This is a genomic window from Nocardia sp. NPDC052001 (assembly GCF_040680615.1).
Taxonomy (GTDB): domain Bacteria; phylum Actinomycetota; class Actinomycetes; order Mycobacteriales; family Mycobacteriaceae; genus Nocardia.
In genome coordinates, this window is sequence record NZ_JBFAXC010000008.1 from 207838 (window position 1) to 224638 (window position 16801).

A 16801-nucleotide genomic window follows, 5' to 3' on the forward strand; every position below is an offset into this window, starting at 1 on the left:
CGGGCCGGCAGCGCCGTGGGCCACATGAAGAAGATGACCTCCTCGGAGGTGTCGGCCGTGTGGACAGGGGCGGGGGCGGCGGGTGCGAGTAAGTCCGTCGATGACATGGTGGCTCGCGCCAAGGGACTTCAATCGCGGTTCCAGGCCGGTCATGTCGGACTCACCGCCTGGTCGAACACGCTCGAGGCCGCTCAGAAGAGCTACGAGAGCGGGCGTGCCGATTTGAATTCTGTCCTGGAGATGTTCCGGAAGGCCGAGGCCGACAGCATGTACGCCATGCCGGGTAAGAAGAACATCATCTCGATGGCCAAGGCCTGGCAGACCACCCGTGACGGCATGAAAGCGCTGCACGACACGGCCGCGGAGGTGGACAAGGGGATGACGGCCGTACTGGAGGCGTTGCGCACCGAGCATGCCAGTTATGAGATCGGGGACCCGAAGCGGCCGAAGCTGGTGCATGACGACACCTTCATCTACAACACGAAGAAGGGCGGATTCCAGGACTTTCTGGACAAGCAGAAGTGGCAGGCCAAGCTGCTGGCGGGCGAGTACGTCAAATCCGATCTCGACGATGCCACCGCGATGTACCGGCACTACTGGGAAAACAACGGCAAGCCGCAGGAATTCGACTACAGCGAGGCGTATCGGGAAGACAGCGTCATCGCCCAGTCGGTGGACGATCAGATCAACCGGGCGGCGCTGGCGGCGGATTTCTACGTGCAGTCCGGCGACCGGAATTTCAAGATCACCGGTGCTCCGAAGACCGTCAGCAGTCCTGCCACTGAGAATTGGCAGAAAACCATTGGGGGACATCAGCAATGGAGTCACGCCAATGTTCGGGTAGAGGGCGGGAAGGTGATCATGGATGTCACCGTGGAGGCGCAGGACTACTACAACTTCGACAAGGGCAAGGGCGATATCGCGACCGGCGTGAGTGATGCGGCAAACGGCCGCTTCGCCGAGATCGGCTGGGCCAAACCATTCGAATCCCATGGCAGTTTGACGCGCACGGTGTCCTGGGATATCGGACAACCACCCTCGACCGCCACCACGGTCGCATCCTCGACACCGGACCGGAATCCCGGCCGCGAGGATCGCTCCGATAGTCGCGGCGACGGTGATGATGCGATCACCCCGGACAACCACCGCAATACCGGCAGCCTTCGCCCGAAGTGATGTTCGAGTTTGCCTGGCTGCCCGGGGTAACTCACGACGTGTGCGGGGTGGTGGGGGATAGGCGGATGATTCCGCTCGAGCCCAGTGGAAGAGTTACCCGCAGGGCGCGAATATCGTCGACGAGGTCGGCGTAGCCCTCTTGAATTTGCGCGAAGCGCAGCGCGGCGCCATGGTGGTGGATCGTATTGGCGCTGTGTCGCAGGGTCCATTGGAGTTGGGCGTAGGCGTCGGCGATATGGCTGATCACTTCGCCGAGGGAATGTGTGTGGCGACGAGTGCCCTGGGGGCGTGGCAGGTGGCGGACGGACCAGTCGTCGATGAGGGCGGTGAGGGTTGTGAGGCGCTCTCGTGTCGCCGCGGCGTCGAAGTCCGCGGGGCGCCTGGTGGCCGATAGCGAAGCGGTGATCAGCGTCGCGTGCAGGTCGGCCAGTTCGCGAGCCCAGCCGATCAATGGCGAACCGGCCCGTAGGGTTCCGGCGATCGCGAGCAATAGTTGACGGCCGTCCAGAACACCGCATATGGATTCATCGTCATCGGCTGATTTTTGCACAACCCTCGTGGTTCGCAGTATCGCGTTCATTGCGCCCTCATGTCACAACATTGGAATTCAGTGAGCATCCAATGGGCCGCTCACACAAACTACGCTCTCAATAAATTGATTCGCGAATTACTTGGATGCCCAGCGTAATTGAGTGCCACAGCCTCACCATCGCTGGGAAGCTGTGAATCCTGGCGCGGGACTCGTCACGTCCACCAGTCGGGACAATTTGTTGCAGATTCGTCGCAAGGTCTGTTGGCTCTCGATGACCGAATAACCTTGTGCCACAACATAATACGTCACAGTGACGAAATGACGGTGTATGGCTGGGTGGTAGCTTTCCATATCGGATCCGGAATTTGTTGCCGCGCATCGCATCGCAATGACTGTGTGTGGCAACAGCTTCGATCGCACGCGCCGCGCGGCCCGGGCAAAGGGCTGGTCCGTGTCACCGTTCATGGGTGGCCGATGATGCGGCGGTGAAAGTCTTACGGTCCCATTCGATTCGCGCACCGATAATATACCTTATGTAAAGTAACCGTGGTGAAGCCCTTCCCCTTGGTGGGCTGTACACATCAGCGGGGCTTGATGACCACGACGCCATTGGAGCCCGCGCCGTACACGATATGGGTCAGCGGGTCGACGGTGATCTGGTCGATCACGTCATTGAGAGGAATGGTCGCGGTCACCGATCCGCTGGAGGTGTCGATGGCGGTTACCGATCTGCCGTCGTGGTTGGCGACATACGCGGTGTGGATTCCGTCGTCGACGGTGATACCGGATGGTTTGGCGCCGACCGGGATTCGGTTGGCCGGCTTCGAGGTGTCGGTCGAGATCACCGCCACCGAGTTGTCGTCCGCGTTCGCCAGATACAGGTTGTCCCCCGCCGTCGACTGTGACCGCGCCAATGCGATGGATACGGGTTTGTGGTCCAGCGGTTTCGTGCCGACGACCTTGTGATCGGCGCCGATCCATACCAGCGCGGCACCGCTCGTGCTCGAATTTGTGACAGCCCAGGCGAATTGGGAGGTCTGGTCCACCGCGACCAATTGTGCGCGCCCGTCGAGCGTGATCGATGCCGCGGCATCGAGGGTTCCCGTATCGAAGACGGCGAGCTTGACACTGTTGATCATCGGCGCATAGAGAGATTTCGCTGGTGCGTTCAGCGCGATGAAGTTGGGGCCATCGGGTGCGGACATCGACCCGACAGCCGCCTTCTGGACCGGGTCGATCACTCGGATCGTGCGCTCGTTGAAGTCGGACAGGTACAGCAGGTGGGCATTGGGATCGAGGGCAATCCCCTGACATCCGAACGGTCCCATGGTGGTGACCACGCTTGCGGTAGAGGTGTCGATCACAGACACGGAGTTATTGCTCAGGTGTGTGGCGTACAGGCGCTTCGCTGTCGGATCGACGGCCAGGCCGTATGGCTCGCGGCCGGTGTCGATCGCGCTCACATCGAAGGCGGGCGCCGCCATCGTCGGTGCGTCGCGGCGGCTATCGGAGGACCGAAACTGCCAGGCGGTGACACCCGCTATCAGCAGACCTGCGGTCGCGAGGGCGGCGAGTGTGTACAGACGCCGTCGGCTGCCGGTCAGATGATTGCCACGCGCTGAGGTGGGCCTCTCCCCTACTTCGGGTTCGGCAGGCGTCTCGGGTGTTGCCGGGTTGACTTCGGTGGCGGCGAGACCGATCACGGTGCGGTTCGACGCATTGCCGAGCGTGGAATCGATGTGTGTCGGATCGGAAGTGTCCCGGCGGCTCGAGTGCGGTGTCGGCGTCGCGTTCGCCGAGGGTGCGGGCTGTGCCTCGGCGTCGACGCGGTGTGGTCTCTGAGGTTCGATCGCGGCACTGGCCGTTGGCATTTCGGTGAGTGCGGAGTGCGCGGCCGCGACGAGCTCCCCGGCGGTGCCGTACCGTTCCTGTGGAACTTTGGCCAAGCCGCGAGCCAGCACCTCATCCATGCCCGGAGGTATTCCGGCAGCCAATTCACTGGCTGGGACCGGCGTCAGAGTCAGATGTGCGGCGATCTGCTGTTCGATACTGCCGTGCGAGAACGGCCCACTGCCGGTGAGGCATTCGTACAGCACACACGCGAGGGCATAAACGTCGGTGTGCGCGCCGACCGGTCCGCCGCTGAATCGCTCCGGCGCCATATAGGCGAAGGTTCCGATGGCTTTGCCGGTCGTGGTCAACTGCGTCGCCTCGAGGCTGTGCGCGATGCCGAAGTCGATGAGGTAGACGAAATCCCTTGCGCCGATGAGGATGTTCGAGGGCTTCACATCGCGATGGATGATCCCGTGCGCGTGGGCGTCATCGAGCGCGGAGGCGACCTGTTCGACGATGGTCACACTCCGCCGCGGTGCCAGCGCGCCCTCCGCGAGGAGCAACTCCTGCAGGGTGCGGCCCACGACCAGTCGCATGTCGAGGAACAGCAGACCGTCGATCTCACCGAAGGTGTGGATCGGGACGACATGCGGATCGGACAGTCCGGCAACGATATTCGCTTCGCGCCGAAACCGCGCCCGATAGGTGGTGTCCCCGCTGAGCAGCCGTGGCAGCACTTTCAGCGCGACCGCGCGTTCGGTGCCCGTATCCCACGCCTCGAAGACCTGCCCCATCCCGCCCTCGCCGAGTAGTCGGCGCAACAGGTACGGGCCGAACGTGCCGCCGTCCATGACACTCCCTCCCCCATGAACCTCGCGCTCACCGTAGCGTTATGGCGGCGTCAGTGCTGATCGGTTGGGCAAATCGCGGGGATGCGGTGTCGGGACTTGTTGTTGACGGGATCGCTGTCGGGTCGCGGGACGCCGTGTCAGGCGCGGCCCGCGGTCATTCCGCCGTCGACGACGTACTCCGCGCCGTTGCAGTAGCTCGATTCGGTGCTGGCGAGGAAGACCACGAGCGGAGTGACCTCCTCGGGCAGGCCGAGTCGGGCGAGTGGGTTCGCGCCCCGATCGAGGGTGGCGTCGCTGCTCGCGCCGAGCATCGGGGTCAGGATGCCTCCGGGGTGCACCGAGTTGACCCGCACCCCATGCGGGGCCAGTTCCAGCGCGGCGGATTTGGTGAGTCCGCGGACGCCGAATTTGGAGGCAGTGTAGGCGTGCACGCCCGGTACACCCTGGATTCCGGCGGCCGAGGAAATATTCACCACGGCGGCGGGTGCGGCCGCCACCAGGGCGTCACGCGCGGCGGTCAAGCCGAGGAACGGACCGGTCAAGTTGATGGAAAGCACGTTCTGCCATTGCTTTTCGGTGTATTCGCCGAGGGGTCCGCCATCGAGGATGCCGGCGTTGTTGACCAGCACATCGAGTTTGCCGAAGCGCCTGATGGTTTCGGCGACCGCGGCGTCCCAGTCGCGAGAGCTGGTGACGTCGAGATGGATGTAGGCGGCGCGGTCGCCGAGTTCGGCGGCCAGTTCCTGTCCCGCGGTATCGGCGATATCGCCGATCATGACGCAGGCGCCCTCGGCGATGAAGGCGCGGGCGTGCGATGCGCCCATTCCCGATGCCGCGCCGCTGATCAGCGCGACGCGGCCGGTGAGTCGTTCAGTCACTGCGTGTCTCCTGTGGTGCCGACGATGTTCTGCCGAGCGGTGTGTCAGCCGAGTGTGAGTTGGATGGGCTCGCGTGAGAGGGTGGGCCGGTACATGCAGCGGGTTCCCGAGTAGATGGTGGGCATGCATTCGTTGCAGTGCACACACGCCGAGCGGGTGGCGGAGTCGGCTTGGATGCGATGCAGCAGATCGGGTTCGCGCAGCAGGGCGCGGCCCATGGCCACGAATTCGAATCCCTCCTCGCGGGCTTGGCGCATGGTGTCGAGCGTGGCGATGCCGCCCAACAGGATCAGTGGCATCGAGAGTGCGCGGCGGAAGTGACGGGCGCGCTCGAGCAGGTACGCCTCCTGATAGGGGTAGTCCTTGAGGAAGGACCCTCCGATCAGTCGAAAGCCCAGGCGGGCCGGTCCGGGCAGGGCCTTGGCGAAGGAGCGGCGCGGGGGTGTGCCGTGGAACAGCAGCATCGGGTTCAGCAGGGAACTGCCCGCGGTCAGTTCCAGGGCGTCGAGCGCGCCGTCGGCCTCGAGCCAGGCGGCGACCTGCAGTGATTGCGGAATGGTGAGGCCGCCGTGCTGGCCGTCCTCCATATTGAGTTTGGCGGTGACCGCGAGCCTGCCGCCCACCGCGTCTTTTACCGCGCAGGCGATTTCGCGTGCCATGCGTGCTCGATTGAGCAGTGGCCCGCCGTAGGCGTCCTTGCGCCGGTTCAGCGCCGGGCTCAGGAATGAGCTGGCCAGATAGTTGTGGCCGAAATGAATTTCCACCGCGTCGAATCCGGCCTGCTCGGCCAGGCGCGCGGCATCGGCGTGCGCGGCGATGGTGTCGGCGATATCGGCGATCGTGGGAGTCTTGGTGAACTTCATGCCCAGCGGGTTGAACATGCGGCTGGGTGCGAGTGCGGGGACCCCGTTGGAGGCGGCATTGGCGACCGGTCCGGCGTGCCCGATCTGCGCGCACGCCGCGGCGCCTTCGGCGTGCACCGCATCGGTGAGTTTGCGCAGTCCGGCAACGGCTTCGTGGCGCATCCAGATCTGATGCCGATCGGTGCGGCCGCCGGGCGCGACCGCGCAGTACGCGACGGTGGTCATGCCCACGCCTCCGGCGGCCACTTCGCGATGGAACTCGATCAGCTCATCGGTCACCAGGGCGTCGGGTGTGCGGCCTTCGAAGGTCGCGGCCTTGATCACCCTGTTGCGCAACGTGATCGGACCCAGTCGGGCGGGGGTGAATATGTCGTTCATTGCCGTTCTCTTCCTGTCGGCGCGAGCAGACCGGCCACCACGAAGTCCCGCAGTGTCCCGAGTTCGGGGTCGGCCATACCGTGTTCTTCGATTTCCGGGCCGCCGAATCGCATGATGATCAGATCGAAGGCGAGCATCCATCGGCGGCGGGCTTGTTTTTCGCTCAGTTCGGGCAGCAGCGCGGCCCAGGTGTCCATCCGAAACCACGGGCCGCGCCAGGTGGTGAGGTGGCGGCCGATCACGAAGCGCGCCAGCAGTCGAAGATGCAAGCGGCCCAGCGGATCTCGCGCGAGGTCGACGAACGGTGTCAGGATCGCCTCGATCACCGCGGGCAGTGAGTTGCGTCCTGCGGTCGCCTGCGCCAGACCCTCAGCCCACAGCGGGCCCAGGCGATCCTCGATCAAGGCGCCGACCAAGGCCTCCTTCGACCCGAAGTGGTAGTGCACCGCGGCCGCGTTCGCCCCCGCCGCGGCGCAGATTCTCCGCACCGACACCTCGTCGTACGGCTCGCTCAGCAGCGACGATTCGGCGGTGGTCAGCAGTAGCTGCCGCGTTCCGGCCCCGGCTCCATCACCCATGCACAGCAGTGAAACACGTTTCAATCGATAATTCAATCATTGATTGAAACGTTGATTCACCGGTGCGCGCTCCCCCGGCTTGTAGGGCGTGGGCCTGTCTACGCGCGGCCGTGACCATTCCCAGGCGCTCACGTCGAGTCGCCGAGCGGCGCGTGCCAGCGGGTGGTGGGAGCTATCGCTCCGATGTCATGCAATTGCGGCGTCGCGAAGGGGATGGGAACGCTGTTGCCCCTCGCCGTGCGCGCCCGGATCTGGTACACCTGAGCTATGGCCGACGATGCAGACCTGAGTCCCGACGCGATCCGCGCGTCCCTGGCGCAGCTGACCGTCGACCCCGAGGCCGACCTCGCCGCCGCCCTCGCGGCCCAGCAGTACCTCGCGGCGGCCGACACCGACGCCCGGCGCCGCTCACGCGACGCCGCATGATCCGAGGCGAAATCTGGCTCCACGCACCAACTCTCGGCACCACCGTCTCCCCCCGCCGTGACCTGGTAGTCATCATCTCCGATCAGATGATCATCGAAAGCCCCTACCGGTGGCTGCACGCGGTCCCGATCAGCGACGCCGACCCCGGACACGTCCTGGCCACCCTGACCAGCCACGGCTGGGCCGATGTCCTCGAACTCACCCGCGTGTACCGGCCCTGGGTCACCGAAAAGGTCGGCGAACTCACCGGCGAAGAACTCGACGCCCTCGACGCGCGCCTGCGCACCGCGCAAGGTCTCAACCGCCCCGACTAACCACTGCGGTCCGACGTGCTGCGGCAGGGCTGTGGGCGCCAAGGTGCGGGTACATCGTCAGCTGACTGCGTGCCAAACCACCGATCGGTCACCTGTCTCGAGTGAATGCATGCGAAGCCGCAGCTCCGCCGCGGCCGCTGGTGTCGATGGTGCCCGACGGATGTACGAGCCCAACGAATGTAGTTCGATCAGTGCCTGCAGCACGGGCCATTGTGCCCAGTCGAGCAGATCACGCCCATACGCCTGGGCGAACTGCCCCCGCGCTGCGCGAGATTGGTGAAAGTGGTCTGGAATCATCATGACCAGATCCAATTCACGTGGGCCCACGCAGCATCCGTCCCAGTCGATGAGCTTCCACTGCCCGCCCTGCCGGACCACATTCTCCTCATGCACATCGGCGTGAATCAGACCGTGCCCCAACGGGAATCGGGTCTCGGTGAACTCGGCGATCACCGACTCGGTCCGTTCCAGAAGCCACGCTCGCTCAGCGAGATCGAGTGCGGGTACATGCCGTGCGCTGTCGATCTCCAACGCTTCCAGGAGTCGGGCCAGCGGACGATATCGCGGCATGGCGAACGGAGGCACGGGTACACCGTGCAACCGGCGCACAAGCTCGCCGAGCACGTCCGGACCAGGTTGGGCTGGGCTGGGGCAGTACGGCCAGATGGTCGCTACCGCGGTGTCGGTGATGATGGGTTGTGTTGTGGGAGTGGGCGCGAGCGCGATGTCGGTGCCGGTCGTGCCGAGCCATCGGGTGACAGCGATCGAGGTGGCCGCCCGTCGCCGCCGCAGGTCTGTATTGGGCGCCAAGCGCACGATCAGCGCGTCCTCGGGAAGCAGGTAGACCGCGTTCGAGCGCTGATGTAGCAATTGCGCGCCGCTGTCATCGACACCCAGCACCGCACAGACTTCCCGGAGTTCGGTCGCGCCGGGGAGTACGGAGTCGGCAGCCACAGCAGTCTCTCTCCCCCGGCAGGCTCGTTCAGCCGGCCAGATCGGCGAGCACAGAACGGATATCGTGCCGGAACTCCACAACCTCACTTCGGTGGGAGGTTCGCCTGGCCAAATCACCCAGATCCCGTAGCCGCGCGTAGCAACGTTGCGAGGACACATCCGCCACGGCCTCGATGGCTCGGCGCCCGTACCGCAACGCTGTGGGCAGATCCCCGGTCTGGAATGCCGCCCCGGCCAGGGTCGGTAAGACAACAGCCCGACTGCGCGCTTGATCGTCGGTATGCGCCAGCACCGCGGACGAGAGTCGCTCGACCGCCTCTTGCGCGAACCGAGGCTGGGTCAAAGACAGCAGATACAGCGAATGCCCTTGTTGCGCTGCGACTTCGGCATCATTGACGAACCACGCCCAGGGCGGGTTATTGCCCAGATCGGTCGTCGCGTACAGCTCCTGTGATTGTGAAAGTGCGCGATGGGTCGGTTCAGCCTCACCGAGTGCCGCCCAGCACCACGCCATGACCGCCGAGGTGTACCCCGCAGTGATGGTGCTGACTGGATACCGGCGACTGTTCGCGGTCGAGGCGGCGAGCTGGGTCAGCTGTAATGCGTCGTCAGGGTGGTTCAGGTGCAGGGATTGGTGGGCCATATCGAGCAGGATGCTCACCGACATATCGGTGCTGCGGGGATGGTCTTTGCCCTTGTAGGTGGTACGCAACGCGTAAATCCACAGTGCGCGAGCGTGATTGTGCCCTTCTACGCTGGTGGCGGAGTCGTAGGCCAGCCACGCGGTCATGGTCGCCAGTTCCGCGGTCGCGATGTACATGCGAGTACGGATGTTCGAGCTACAGTCGGCATTCTCGAGCGCGCAGATTTGATGCAGCTCGGTCAATGCCGCCGCATGGCACAACCCGGCACCATAGGCCAGATCCGAGCGGCGGAACCCATCGGTGATCGCTTCTACACCGCGAATATCGGCGCTGCCGATGCGTTTACGGATCACCGGTGTGAACTGACCCGGCAGCCGATGCCCCAACCGCTCGAGCTCCGGACGAAGGCTTGCGCCAAGTACGGCAGCAGTGGTCAGCCCGAGGAAATCGCGTCGCTCCACCCACTCCACCTCCTCGCTCGCCAGGCTACCGGGCAAATCGGATGTAAACCCCAGCAGCCGTGCGGGAATGCCCAGGACCCGTGAAATCCGGGCGGCGATCATCACCGAACTCAGTCGCCGCAGCCCACGCTCGACGTCGGATACACGGGACTGATTGAGATCCAGCAGTGCACCCAACTGCATCTGGGACAACCCCGTGGTGGCACGTACCGCAACGAAGATCGACCCGAAGTCGTAGTCCCGCAGGGCTTTGCGTATCTCGGGACGCTCGAAGAACCCCATCGGAAGAGGGTGGGCGAATCCGGCGCGGCGCGCGCACGATCCGCAGAGTGCGCCACTGATCTCACCCGCCACAATCCCGCTGCACGAGCAACATACTCGTCCGCGCACACCCATGGTCGCCGCCTTGGTTTCGGCCTCCCCCGACTCCGTGCGCACAGCATATGCGCAGTGCGCGACCGGTACTCACAATCGCGACATCTTCGCCCCGGCAAAGCAATACCCGCTGGGGTTAGCCCCGCTGGGTATTGGGCCCCACAACATATCCGGCGATGGTGAGAGCACCGATTCGGTCCCAGCACCCGCCTTGACCAGATCGGCTCACCACACATCAAGGGCAGGAGTCGCACTGGTGAATGCTCATCGTTCCGTTCGTGTCGCAGTCGTGGGACAGGGGTTCGTCGGCTTGCCGGTCGCCATGCTCGCCCAGCGCGCCGGACACACCGTCATCGGGTTCGACACTGATCCCGACCGTGTACTACGGCTCGAGGCCGCCGACTCCTATATCGGTGACGTGTCTTCGGAGCGGGTACGCGAAGCGCTCGACAGTGGCCGCTACCTGCCTACCTGTGACCCCGACGATCTCGCGGAGTTCGATATCGCGCTCATCGCTGTTCCCACCGCGCTCTTCGATGACCAGCCCGATCTGAGCTGTATCGAGGCAGCCAGCAAAACCCTTGCGAGCTATGTTCGCCGCGGGTGCACGGTGATCCTGGAATCGAGCACCTACCCCGGCACCACAGAGGAAGTCGTTCAACCGATCCTGCAATCCTCCGGATTGCGGGCAGGCAAGGACTTTCACCTCGGCTACTCCCCCGAACGTGTCAACCCCGGGGCCGGACTCGACGCCATCGCCCGCGTCCCGAAAGTTGTGGCCGGAATCGATCCCCGTTCTCTCGACGCCGTAGCGGCGTTCTGGCAGGGCTTGGTCGACACGGTAGTGCTGGCCCCCAGTGTTCGCACCGCCGAGTTCACCAAACTGATGGAGAACAGTTTTCGCCTGATGAACATCTCTTTCGTCAACGAGCTCGCCCGCAACGCGGCCACGCTCGGGGTGTCGATCTGGGATGCGTTAGCGCTCGCGGCGACAAAACCCTTCGGCTATATGGCATTTGAGCCGGGTATCGGCGCGGGCGGGCACTGCCTACCCGCGGATGCGGCGTATCTGTCCTGGCGGTTGCGCAAAGCCGGGCGCGAATCCTCGCTGATCGAGACCGCGACCCGCATCAACCAGGAGCAGCCCGCCGCCGTCGCCGCACGCATCCTGGCCCGGCTTCGACGCCCTGGCGTGCCGGAGCGATCCGCGCGGGTGTTGGTGATCGGCGTGACCTACAAGCCCGATATCGCCGACGTTCGTGAGTCCAGCGCCCTGAAAGTGGTGGAACTGCTGCGTGAGCACGGTGCCCAGGTGCAGGTTATGGACCCATACGCCACCCATATCACCGGAGTGCTCCCCAATCTGACCCCCGAGCTCCTCGCCGATGCGGCGATCGTCGCGCTGCTGGTGGCGCACCGGTGCCTGGACTACGAGCTGATCCGTACCGCCCGCCACGTCTTTGACGCCTGCGCGGTGTTGCCACCCGGCCCGACCATCGAACGTCTTTGAGCCCCAACTTATTTCGCCGAAGAAGGAGAGACCATGAACCCGAAACATGTGGTGATCACCGGAGGAGCCGGATTCATCGGCTCACACGCGTGCCGCGCCCTACTCGATCGCGGGGACTCCGTGACCGCGATAGACAACCTCAGCACCGGCCACCTGGCCAACCTTGATGATCTGGCCAGCCATCCGAAATTCGCACTGCGCCAAGCCGATATCACCGCCGCCTCGACGTTCACCGACCTCGATACCGTCACCCACATCCTGCACCTGGCCTGCCCCGCGAGCCCCAAAGCCAACACGCGCATGCCGATCGACACCATTCTCGCCGGCACCGTGGGCACGGTGAACGCCCTGGACATGGCCGCCCGCGCCAGCGCGCGCATCGTATGCGTGTCCTCCTCGGAGGTGTACGGCGACCCTCTCGAGCACCCCCAGCCCGAAACCTATCGTGGCAACTGCGATCCGATCGGCCCCTACAGCGCCTACACCGAAAGCAAACGTGTCCTCGAAGCCGCGTGCGCGGCCCACCAACGCCAAGGCACCCGCGTGGGGATCGTGCGACCGTTCAACGTCTTCGGCCCAGCGATGTGGCCCGAGGACGGGCGGGTGGTGTCCTCGTTCTGCGCGGCCGCGCTTCGAGGAGAAACCCTCTCGGTCGCCGGTGGCCGCCAAACCCGCTCGTTCACCTACATCGCGGACTTCATCACCGGACTGATCTCGATGCTCGACAATGAAAGTTTCGGGCCGATCAACCTCGGCGACCCCACCGAGATCACTATCGGCGAACTCGCCGCGTTGGTCATCGATGTCGCCGGAACCGGCGACATCGCCCGCACGCACAGCCGCGACGCCGAAGTGAGCGTGCGTCGCCCGAACACCACCCGCGCGGAAAACCTCCTCGGCTGGCACGCCAGCACCCCCTTGCGAGAAGGCCTGCGGCACACCCTGGACTGGATGGTGCCACTGGTGAACGTGTCGACGGTGCCGCGATGAGCACGGTCAACTTCGTTGTTCCGCCTAGCTGGAAGACAGTCGCGAACCTCACCCAACTAAGCTGTCAGGCCGCCACAGTCGGGGAGGCGATCACCTGGTTCGCCGAGCAGTATCCGACCTTGCGCGAACGGATCCTCACCCCCACCGGCCGCCTGGCACCCTGGACGCTGGTGTGCTTGAACAACATCGATATCCACACGCTGCGGCAACTCGATACCCCGCTCACACTTGCGGTGGTCGAAATCCATCTCATCGGCGCGCTGATGGGAGGCTGAGATGCACGACATGATCGAAATCCCATCTGCCACGGTCCAGATCGGGGCACCCGAGCATCACCTGGACGAGATCACCCAGCAGCAAATCTACGGGCGCAGCTGGTTCGAAGACGAAGCACCACAACATATCCGGCACATCCCGACGTTCTGGATCGATCGTCTACCGGTGACCAATGCCGAATTCGCCGAGTTCACCGAACAATCGGGACATCGCACCGGCGCCGAACAGCGCGGATTCGGCCTCATCTACGGCCGCGACTACTGGCGGGACGCCCCCGGAATCTATTGGCGGCAACCCGTCCCCGGCCTCGACGCGCTCGTTGCGTTACCCGATCACCCGGTTGTGCACGTCGATCACTCCGACGCCCTCGCCTACGCCGCCTGGGCCGGCAAACGCCTACCGACCGAGTTCGAATGGGAATACGCCGCCCACGGCCCAACCTGGACCGCCTACCCGTGGGGCAATACCTGGAATCCGGCCGTCGCCAACAGCGCCGAGCATTGGGCAGGCCCGATCGCGGACCTGGCTGCATGGAAGATCTGGTGGGCGGAGCGCCACGCTCTCTATGGAACCCTTCCTGCCACAACGAAAGTCGGCGAGTTTTCCCCCGCCGGGGACTCCGAATTCGGCGTCGCCGACCTGGCGGGCAACGTCAGCGAATGGACCTCGAGTTCCTATGGCGGGTACGACCCATTCAGGCACTACGACCCCGCGTTGACCGCTGCTATGCTCCACCGCTATCGCGTCGTGCGCGGCGGGGGCTGGAAACACATGAGATGGCAGGTCCGCACGACCGAACGCATGGCTTGTATCCCACGGCACAGCTGCTTCGATCTGGGGTTCCGCTGCGCCACCGACGCCCGACCCGACAACCAGCAAAGGGGATAACCCAGTGCGCGCACTCATCACCGGCGGAGCCGGATTCATCGGCTCCCACCTGCTTGACCACCTGGTGGCCGACGGCCACCAGGTCAGTGTCATCGACAACCTCGCCAGCGGCGACAAATCCCGCATCCCGGACACCGTCACCCTGCACGTAGTCGATATCCGCGACGCCGCCGCGGTCACCGACATCATCACCGCCGAAAAGCCGTCGGTCATCTACCATCTCGCCGCCCAGATCAGCGTGCGGCACTCGGTCACCGAACCCCGCTTCGACGCCGAAACCAACGTGCTCGGCACCTTGAACCTCATCGAAGCCGCCCGCGCCGTGTCCGCGCGCATCATCATGGCCTCCACCGGTGGCGCAATGTATGGCGACGGCGTCCCGATGCCCACACCCGAAACCCAACTTCCCAAAACCCAAGCGCCCTATGGCATCTCGAAATACTGCGCCGAACAGTACCTGTCTCTCAACAACCGTCTGCACGGCGCGAAACATCTGTCGCTGCGGTTGGGCAACGCCTACGGTCCCCGCCAGGATCCTCACGGTGAAGCCGGAGTTGTCGCGATCTTCTGCGGCCTGATCGCCCACGGCCAGACCCCCACGATCTTCGGCGACGGCACCCAAACCCGCGACTATTTGTACGTCGCCGACGTCGTGCAGGCATTCCTTGCCGCCGCGACCTACACCGGCACCGAATCGGTGCTCAACATCGGCACTGGCAAAGGCACCAGCGTGCTCGAACTCCTGGACGCCGTGAATCACGCCGCAGGCACCACCATCACCGCCAACCACGCACCCGCCCGCACAGGAGAATGGAAACACGGCGCGCTCGATTCCTCGCTTGCCACACAAGAACTCGGCTGGAGCGCGAGCACCACCATCACCGACGGAATCCGCCACACCTACGAACAGCTCACCGCCTGAACCCGCCTTCCGGCAGGCTGGTCCTGACCACCCAGGACCAGCCTGCCCGAGACCAGTGCATGATCTGCCCGGAAAGAGGTGCCGATGCTCGTGGACTGGAGCCGCCAGCGCGTGCTTATCATCGCCCCGCACCCTGATGACGAGGCAATCGGATGCGGCGGCCTGATCAGCCGAGTCACACACCACGGCGGGCAAGTATTCGTGCTCTGGGGCACGATCGCCGATATCGCCGACTTCACCGCCACTGGCCACTCAACAGCCGACCAACGACGCCAGGAAATGGCCGCCGCGCAAGCATTCTGGCCACTGGACGGCCACCATCTCGCCCTGCCAGGCGACCACTACAACCTGCACCTGGACACCATCGCGCGCGCGGACCTGATCGACCTCATCGAACGCGGCGACCACCCACTCGCACTAGCGAACCTGCGCCCCACCGTGGTCGCGATCCCCGACCCTTCCAGCTACAACCAGGACCACGCTGCGCTCGGCACCGCAGCGATCAGCGCCCTCCGACCTGGACCCGATACCTACCGGCCACAACCCGACCTCATCCTGATCTACGAGGAAGTTGGCGACCCCTGGACCGCCGGGGCACCGGTCATTACACCAGAGTTCTTCCTCGCGCTCACCGACACCGATCTCGACCGCAAAATCGCCGGACTTCGCCTGCACCAGAGCCAATGGCGCTCACAACCCCACACGCGATCCGAACACGCACTACGCGGCCTCGCCGCCGTCCGAGGTGCCCAATCTGGCCACCAGTGGGCCGAGGCTTATCACTGCATACGAGCCACGACCTAGCCCCACCGGCCAACTGGAGCTCAACATGATTCACAACCAGCCCTTTGAGGACGCATTCGGGCAGGCACTACTCGACGAGCTGGACACCGGTGATGTCTTCGAGATCACCGAACGCGACGACGGATACATCAGCGCACGTCCGATCCACCGCTACTTCGCCCAGTACCCCGACTGGTCAGATCTGGAAAGCAGCGCCATCAATCAATGCCGAGGCCGAGTCCTCGACCTGGGAGCCGGCGCCGGACGAGCCGCCATCGAACTCCAACGCCGTGGCCTGCCGGTACTAGCAGTGGACCCCTCACCCGGAGCAGTCCAGGTATGCCACCGCCGGGGCGTCCACAACATCGTCGCCGGAACCATAGACCAGCTTGCGCCGACCGCGAACCCATTCGACTCTGTGGTGATGCTGGGCGGCAACCTCGGTCTCCTCGCAAACCCCACCAGGGCAGTCGAATTCCTGAACGACCTCGCGCGCGTCACGGCACCCGATGCTCAAGTGTTCGGCATCGGGACCGATCCCTATCCCACCCATGATCGCGATCACCTGGCCTATTACCAACGAAACCGCACACTCGGCCGCCTCGGCGGGCAACTTCGCCTGCGCGTCCGCCACCACGCAATGTCGACACCATGGTTCGAGTTGTGGATGGCCTCTGAGGAGGAACTGAAATCCGTTCTGACACAAACGGTGTGGGAGCTGACCGATATTAGATCAGATGGTGCCGTTTATCTGGCGACCCTCACGAAGCGCCATTCCAATTAGCCCACCCAGTGTGATGCAGCCATGGACCTTCGTTCAATGCGCGACCTTGCTCAGAGTTCCCACGCCCATCTGCGAATCCCCCTTGGTGATCGTTGACAGCGCGAGCGACGCCAACCGGCAGGCACACTTTCGGCCCACCTGTCCCTCACCGATCTTGATCGACGAAGATCGCAGTCATACAGCTTGTATGACTGCGGTGGCGAATTCTCAACGAACACGAACGATCTAGACGCGGTTGGGAACGAAAGCAATTGATATACAGTCACTTTGGAGAATCTCGCAAACGTTCAGCCGATCTTGAACTCCCAGTTGCAACGTAACCGCCTCAATCGACCCACCCTCGCACGCCGGTTGAGCCGGCACGGCAAGCTCTTCAATACCGACG

17 protein-coding genes are annotated in these 16801 nt (G+C 64.3%); 10 read left to right on the plus strand and 7 right to left on the minus strand.

The window, feature by feature from the left end; genetic code table 11:
- Nucleotides 1–24 precede the first annotated feature (24 nt).
- Nucleotides 25–1176, plus strand: a complete 1152-nt coding sequence (locus AB0L82_RS32380; protein WP_364644909.1) for a hypothetical protein — start codon at nucleotides 25–27, stop codon at nucleotides 1174–1176.
- A gap of 31 nt (nucleotides 1177–1207) precedes the next feature.
- On the opposite strand, the gene AB0L82_RS32385 is transcribed toward AB0L82_RS32380, so the two are convergent.
- The 5 genes from AB0L82_RS32385 to AB0L82_RS32405 form a co-directional block, all read right to left on the minus strand.
- Complete coding sequence (locus tag AB0L82_RS32385; RefSeq protein ID WP_364644912.1) at nucleotides 1208–1726, minus strand: hypothetical protein; 519 nt, start codon at nucleotides 1724–1726, stop codon at nucleotides 1208–1210.
- Nucleotides 1727–2289: 563 nt separating this feature from the next.
- A complete protein-coding gene (locus AB0L82_RS32390; RefSeq protein WP_364644915.1) occupies nucleotides 2290–4392 on the minus strand; it encodes a serine/threonine-protein kinase in 2103 nt (700 codons plus the stop codon).
- 137 nt (nucleotides 4393–4529) lie between these two features.
- Nucleotides 4530–5270, minus strand: coding sequence for an SDR family oxidoreductase (locus AB0L82_RS32395; protein ID WP_364644918.1), 741 nt, complete (start codon nucleotides 5268–5270; stop codon nucleotides 4530–4532).
- 44 nt (nucleotides 5271–5314) lie between these two features.
- Nucleotides 5315–6511 (minus strand): NADH:flavin oxidoreductase, encoded by a 1197-nt coding sequence (locus tag AB0L82_RS32400; RefSeq protein WP_364644921.1) that lies wholly within the window; start codon nucleotides 6509–6511, stop codon nucleotides 5315–5317.
- Nucleotides 6508–7089, minus strand: a complete 582-nt coding sequence (locus AB0L82_RS32405; RefSeq protein WP_364644924.1) for a TetR/AcrR family transcriptional regulator — start codon at nucleotides 7087–7089, stop codon at nucleotides 6508–6510. The genes AB0L82_RS32400 and AB0L82_RS32405 overlap by 4 nt, the downstream gene beginning before the upstream one ends.
- Nucleotides 7090–7356: 267 nt before the next feature.
- On the opposite strand from AB0L82_RS32405, the gene AB0L82_RS32410 reads away from it, so the two are divergent.
- Together AB0L82_RS32410 and AB0L82_RS32415 are read left to right on the plus strand one after the other, a co-directional pair.
- On the plus strand, nucleotides 7357–7515 hold the full coding sequence (locus AB0L82_RS32410; protein ID WP_364644927.1) for a hypothetical protein: 159 nt from the start codon (nucleotides 7357–7359) through the stop codon (nucleotides 7513–7515).
- A complete protein-coding gene (locus tag AB0L82_RS32415) occupies nucleotides 7512–7829 on the plus strand; it encodes a hypothetical protein (RefSeq protein WP_364644930.1) in 318 nt (105 codons plus the stop codon). Before AB0L82_RS32410 ends, AB0L82_RS32415 begins: the two co-directional genes overlap by 4 nt.
- A 57-nt stretch (nucleotides 7830–7886) precedes the next feature.
- Here AB0L82_RS32415 and AB0L82_RS32420 read toward each other — a convergent pair whose 3' ends face one another.
- Together AB0L82_RS32420 and AB0L82_RS32425 are read right to left on the minus strand one after the other, a co-directional pair.
- The gene (locus tag AB0L82_RS32420) at nucleotides 7887–8783 is read right to left on the minus strand and encodes an aminoglycoside phosphotransferase family protein (RefSeq protein ID WP_364644933.1); all 897 of its coding nucleotides are present in this window, start codon (nucleotides 8781–8783) and stop codon (nucleotides 7887–7889) included.
- A gap of 28 nt (nucleotides 8784–8811) precedes the next feature.
- Complete coding sequence (locus AB0L82_RS32425) at nucleotides 8812–10170, minus strand: helix-turn-helix transcriptional regulator (RefSeq protein WP_364644936.1); 1359 nt, start codon at nucleotides 10168–10170, stop codon at nucleotides 8812–8814.
- Between the two features lie 112 nt (nucleotides 10171–10282).
- On the opposite strand from AB0L82_RS32425, the gene AB0L82_RS32430 reads away from it, so the two are divergent.
- From AB0L82_RS32430 to AB0L82_RS32460, 7 genes are all read left to right on the plus strand, one after another.
- On the plus strand, nucleotides 10283–11773 hold the full coding sequence (locus AB0L82_RS32430) for a nucleotide sugar dehydrogenase (protein WP_364644939.1): 1491 nt from the start codon (nucleotides 10283–10285) through the stop codon (nucleotides 11771–11773).
- Between the two features lie 33 nt (nucleotides 11774–11806).
- The gene (locus tag AB0L82_RS32435; RefSeq protein WP_364644942.1) at nucleotides 11807–12763 is read left to right on the plus strand and encodes an NAD-dependent epimerase/dehydratase family protein; all 957 of its coding nucleotides are present in this window, start codon (nucleotides 11807–11809) and stop codon (nucleotides 12761–12763) included.
- Entirely contained in the window at nucleotides 12760–13038 is a 279-nt protein-coding gene (locus AB0L82_RS32440) for a hypothetical protein (protein WP_364644945.1), read from the plus strand. The genes AB0L82_RS32435 and AB0L82_RS32440 overlap by 4 nt, the downstream gene beginning before the upstream one ends.
- A gap of 1 nt (nucleotide 13039) precedes the next feature.
- Nucleotides 13040–13927: an SUMF1/EgtB/PvdO family nonheme iron enzyme gene (locus AB0L82_RS32445; RefSeq protein ID WP_364644949.1), complete on the plus strand. Its 888-nt coding sequence runs from the start codon at nucleotides 13040–13042 to the stop codon at nucleotides 13925–13927.
- A 4-nt stretch (nucleotides 13928–13931) separates the two neighbouring features.
- The gene (locus tag AB0L82_RS32450) at nucleotides 13932–14849 is read left to right on the plus strand and encodes an NAD-dependent epimerase/dehydratase family protein (RefSeq protein ID WP_364644952.1); all 918 of its coding nucleotides are present in this window, start codon (nucleotides 13932–13934) and stop codon (nucleotides 14847–14849) included.
- An 84-nt stretch (nucleotides 14850–14933) separates the two neighbouring features.
- Nucleotides 14934–15653, plus strand: coding sequence for a PIG-L deacetylase family protein (locus tag AB0L82_RS32455; RefSeq protein ID WP_364644955.1), 720 nt, complete (start codon nucleotides 14934–14936; stop codon nucleotides 15651–15653).
- A gap of 25 nt (nucleotides 15654–15678) precedes the next feature.
- Nucleotides 15679–16416 carry a class I SAM-dependent methyltransferase gene (locus tag AB0L82_RS32460; protein WP_364644958.1) on the plus strand — a complete coding sequence of 246 codons (738 nt, stop codon included), beginning with the start codon at nucleotides 15679–15681 and terminating at the stop codon, nucleotides 16414–16416.
- The last annotated feature ends 385 nt before the right edge of the window (nucleotides 16417–16801 follow it).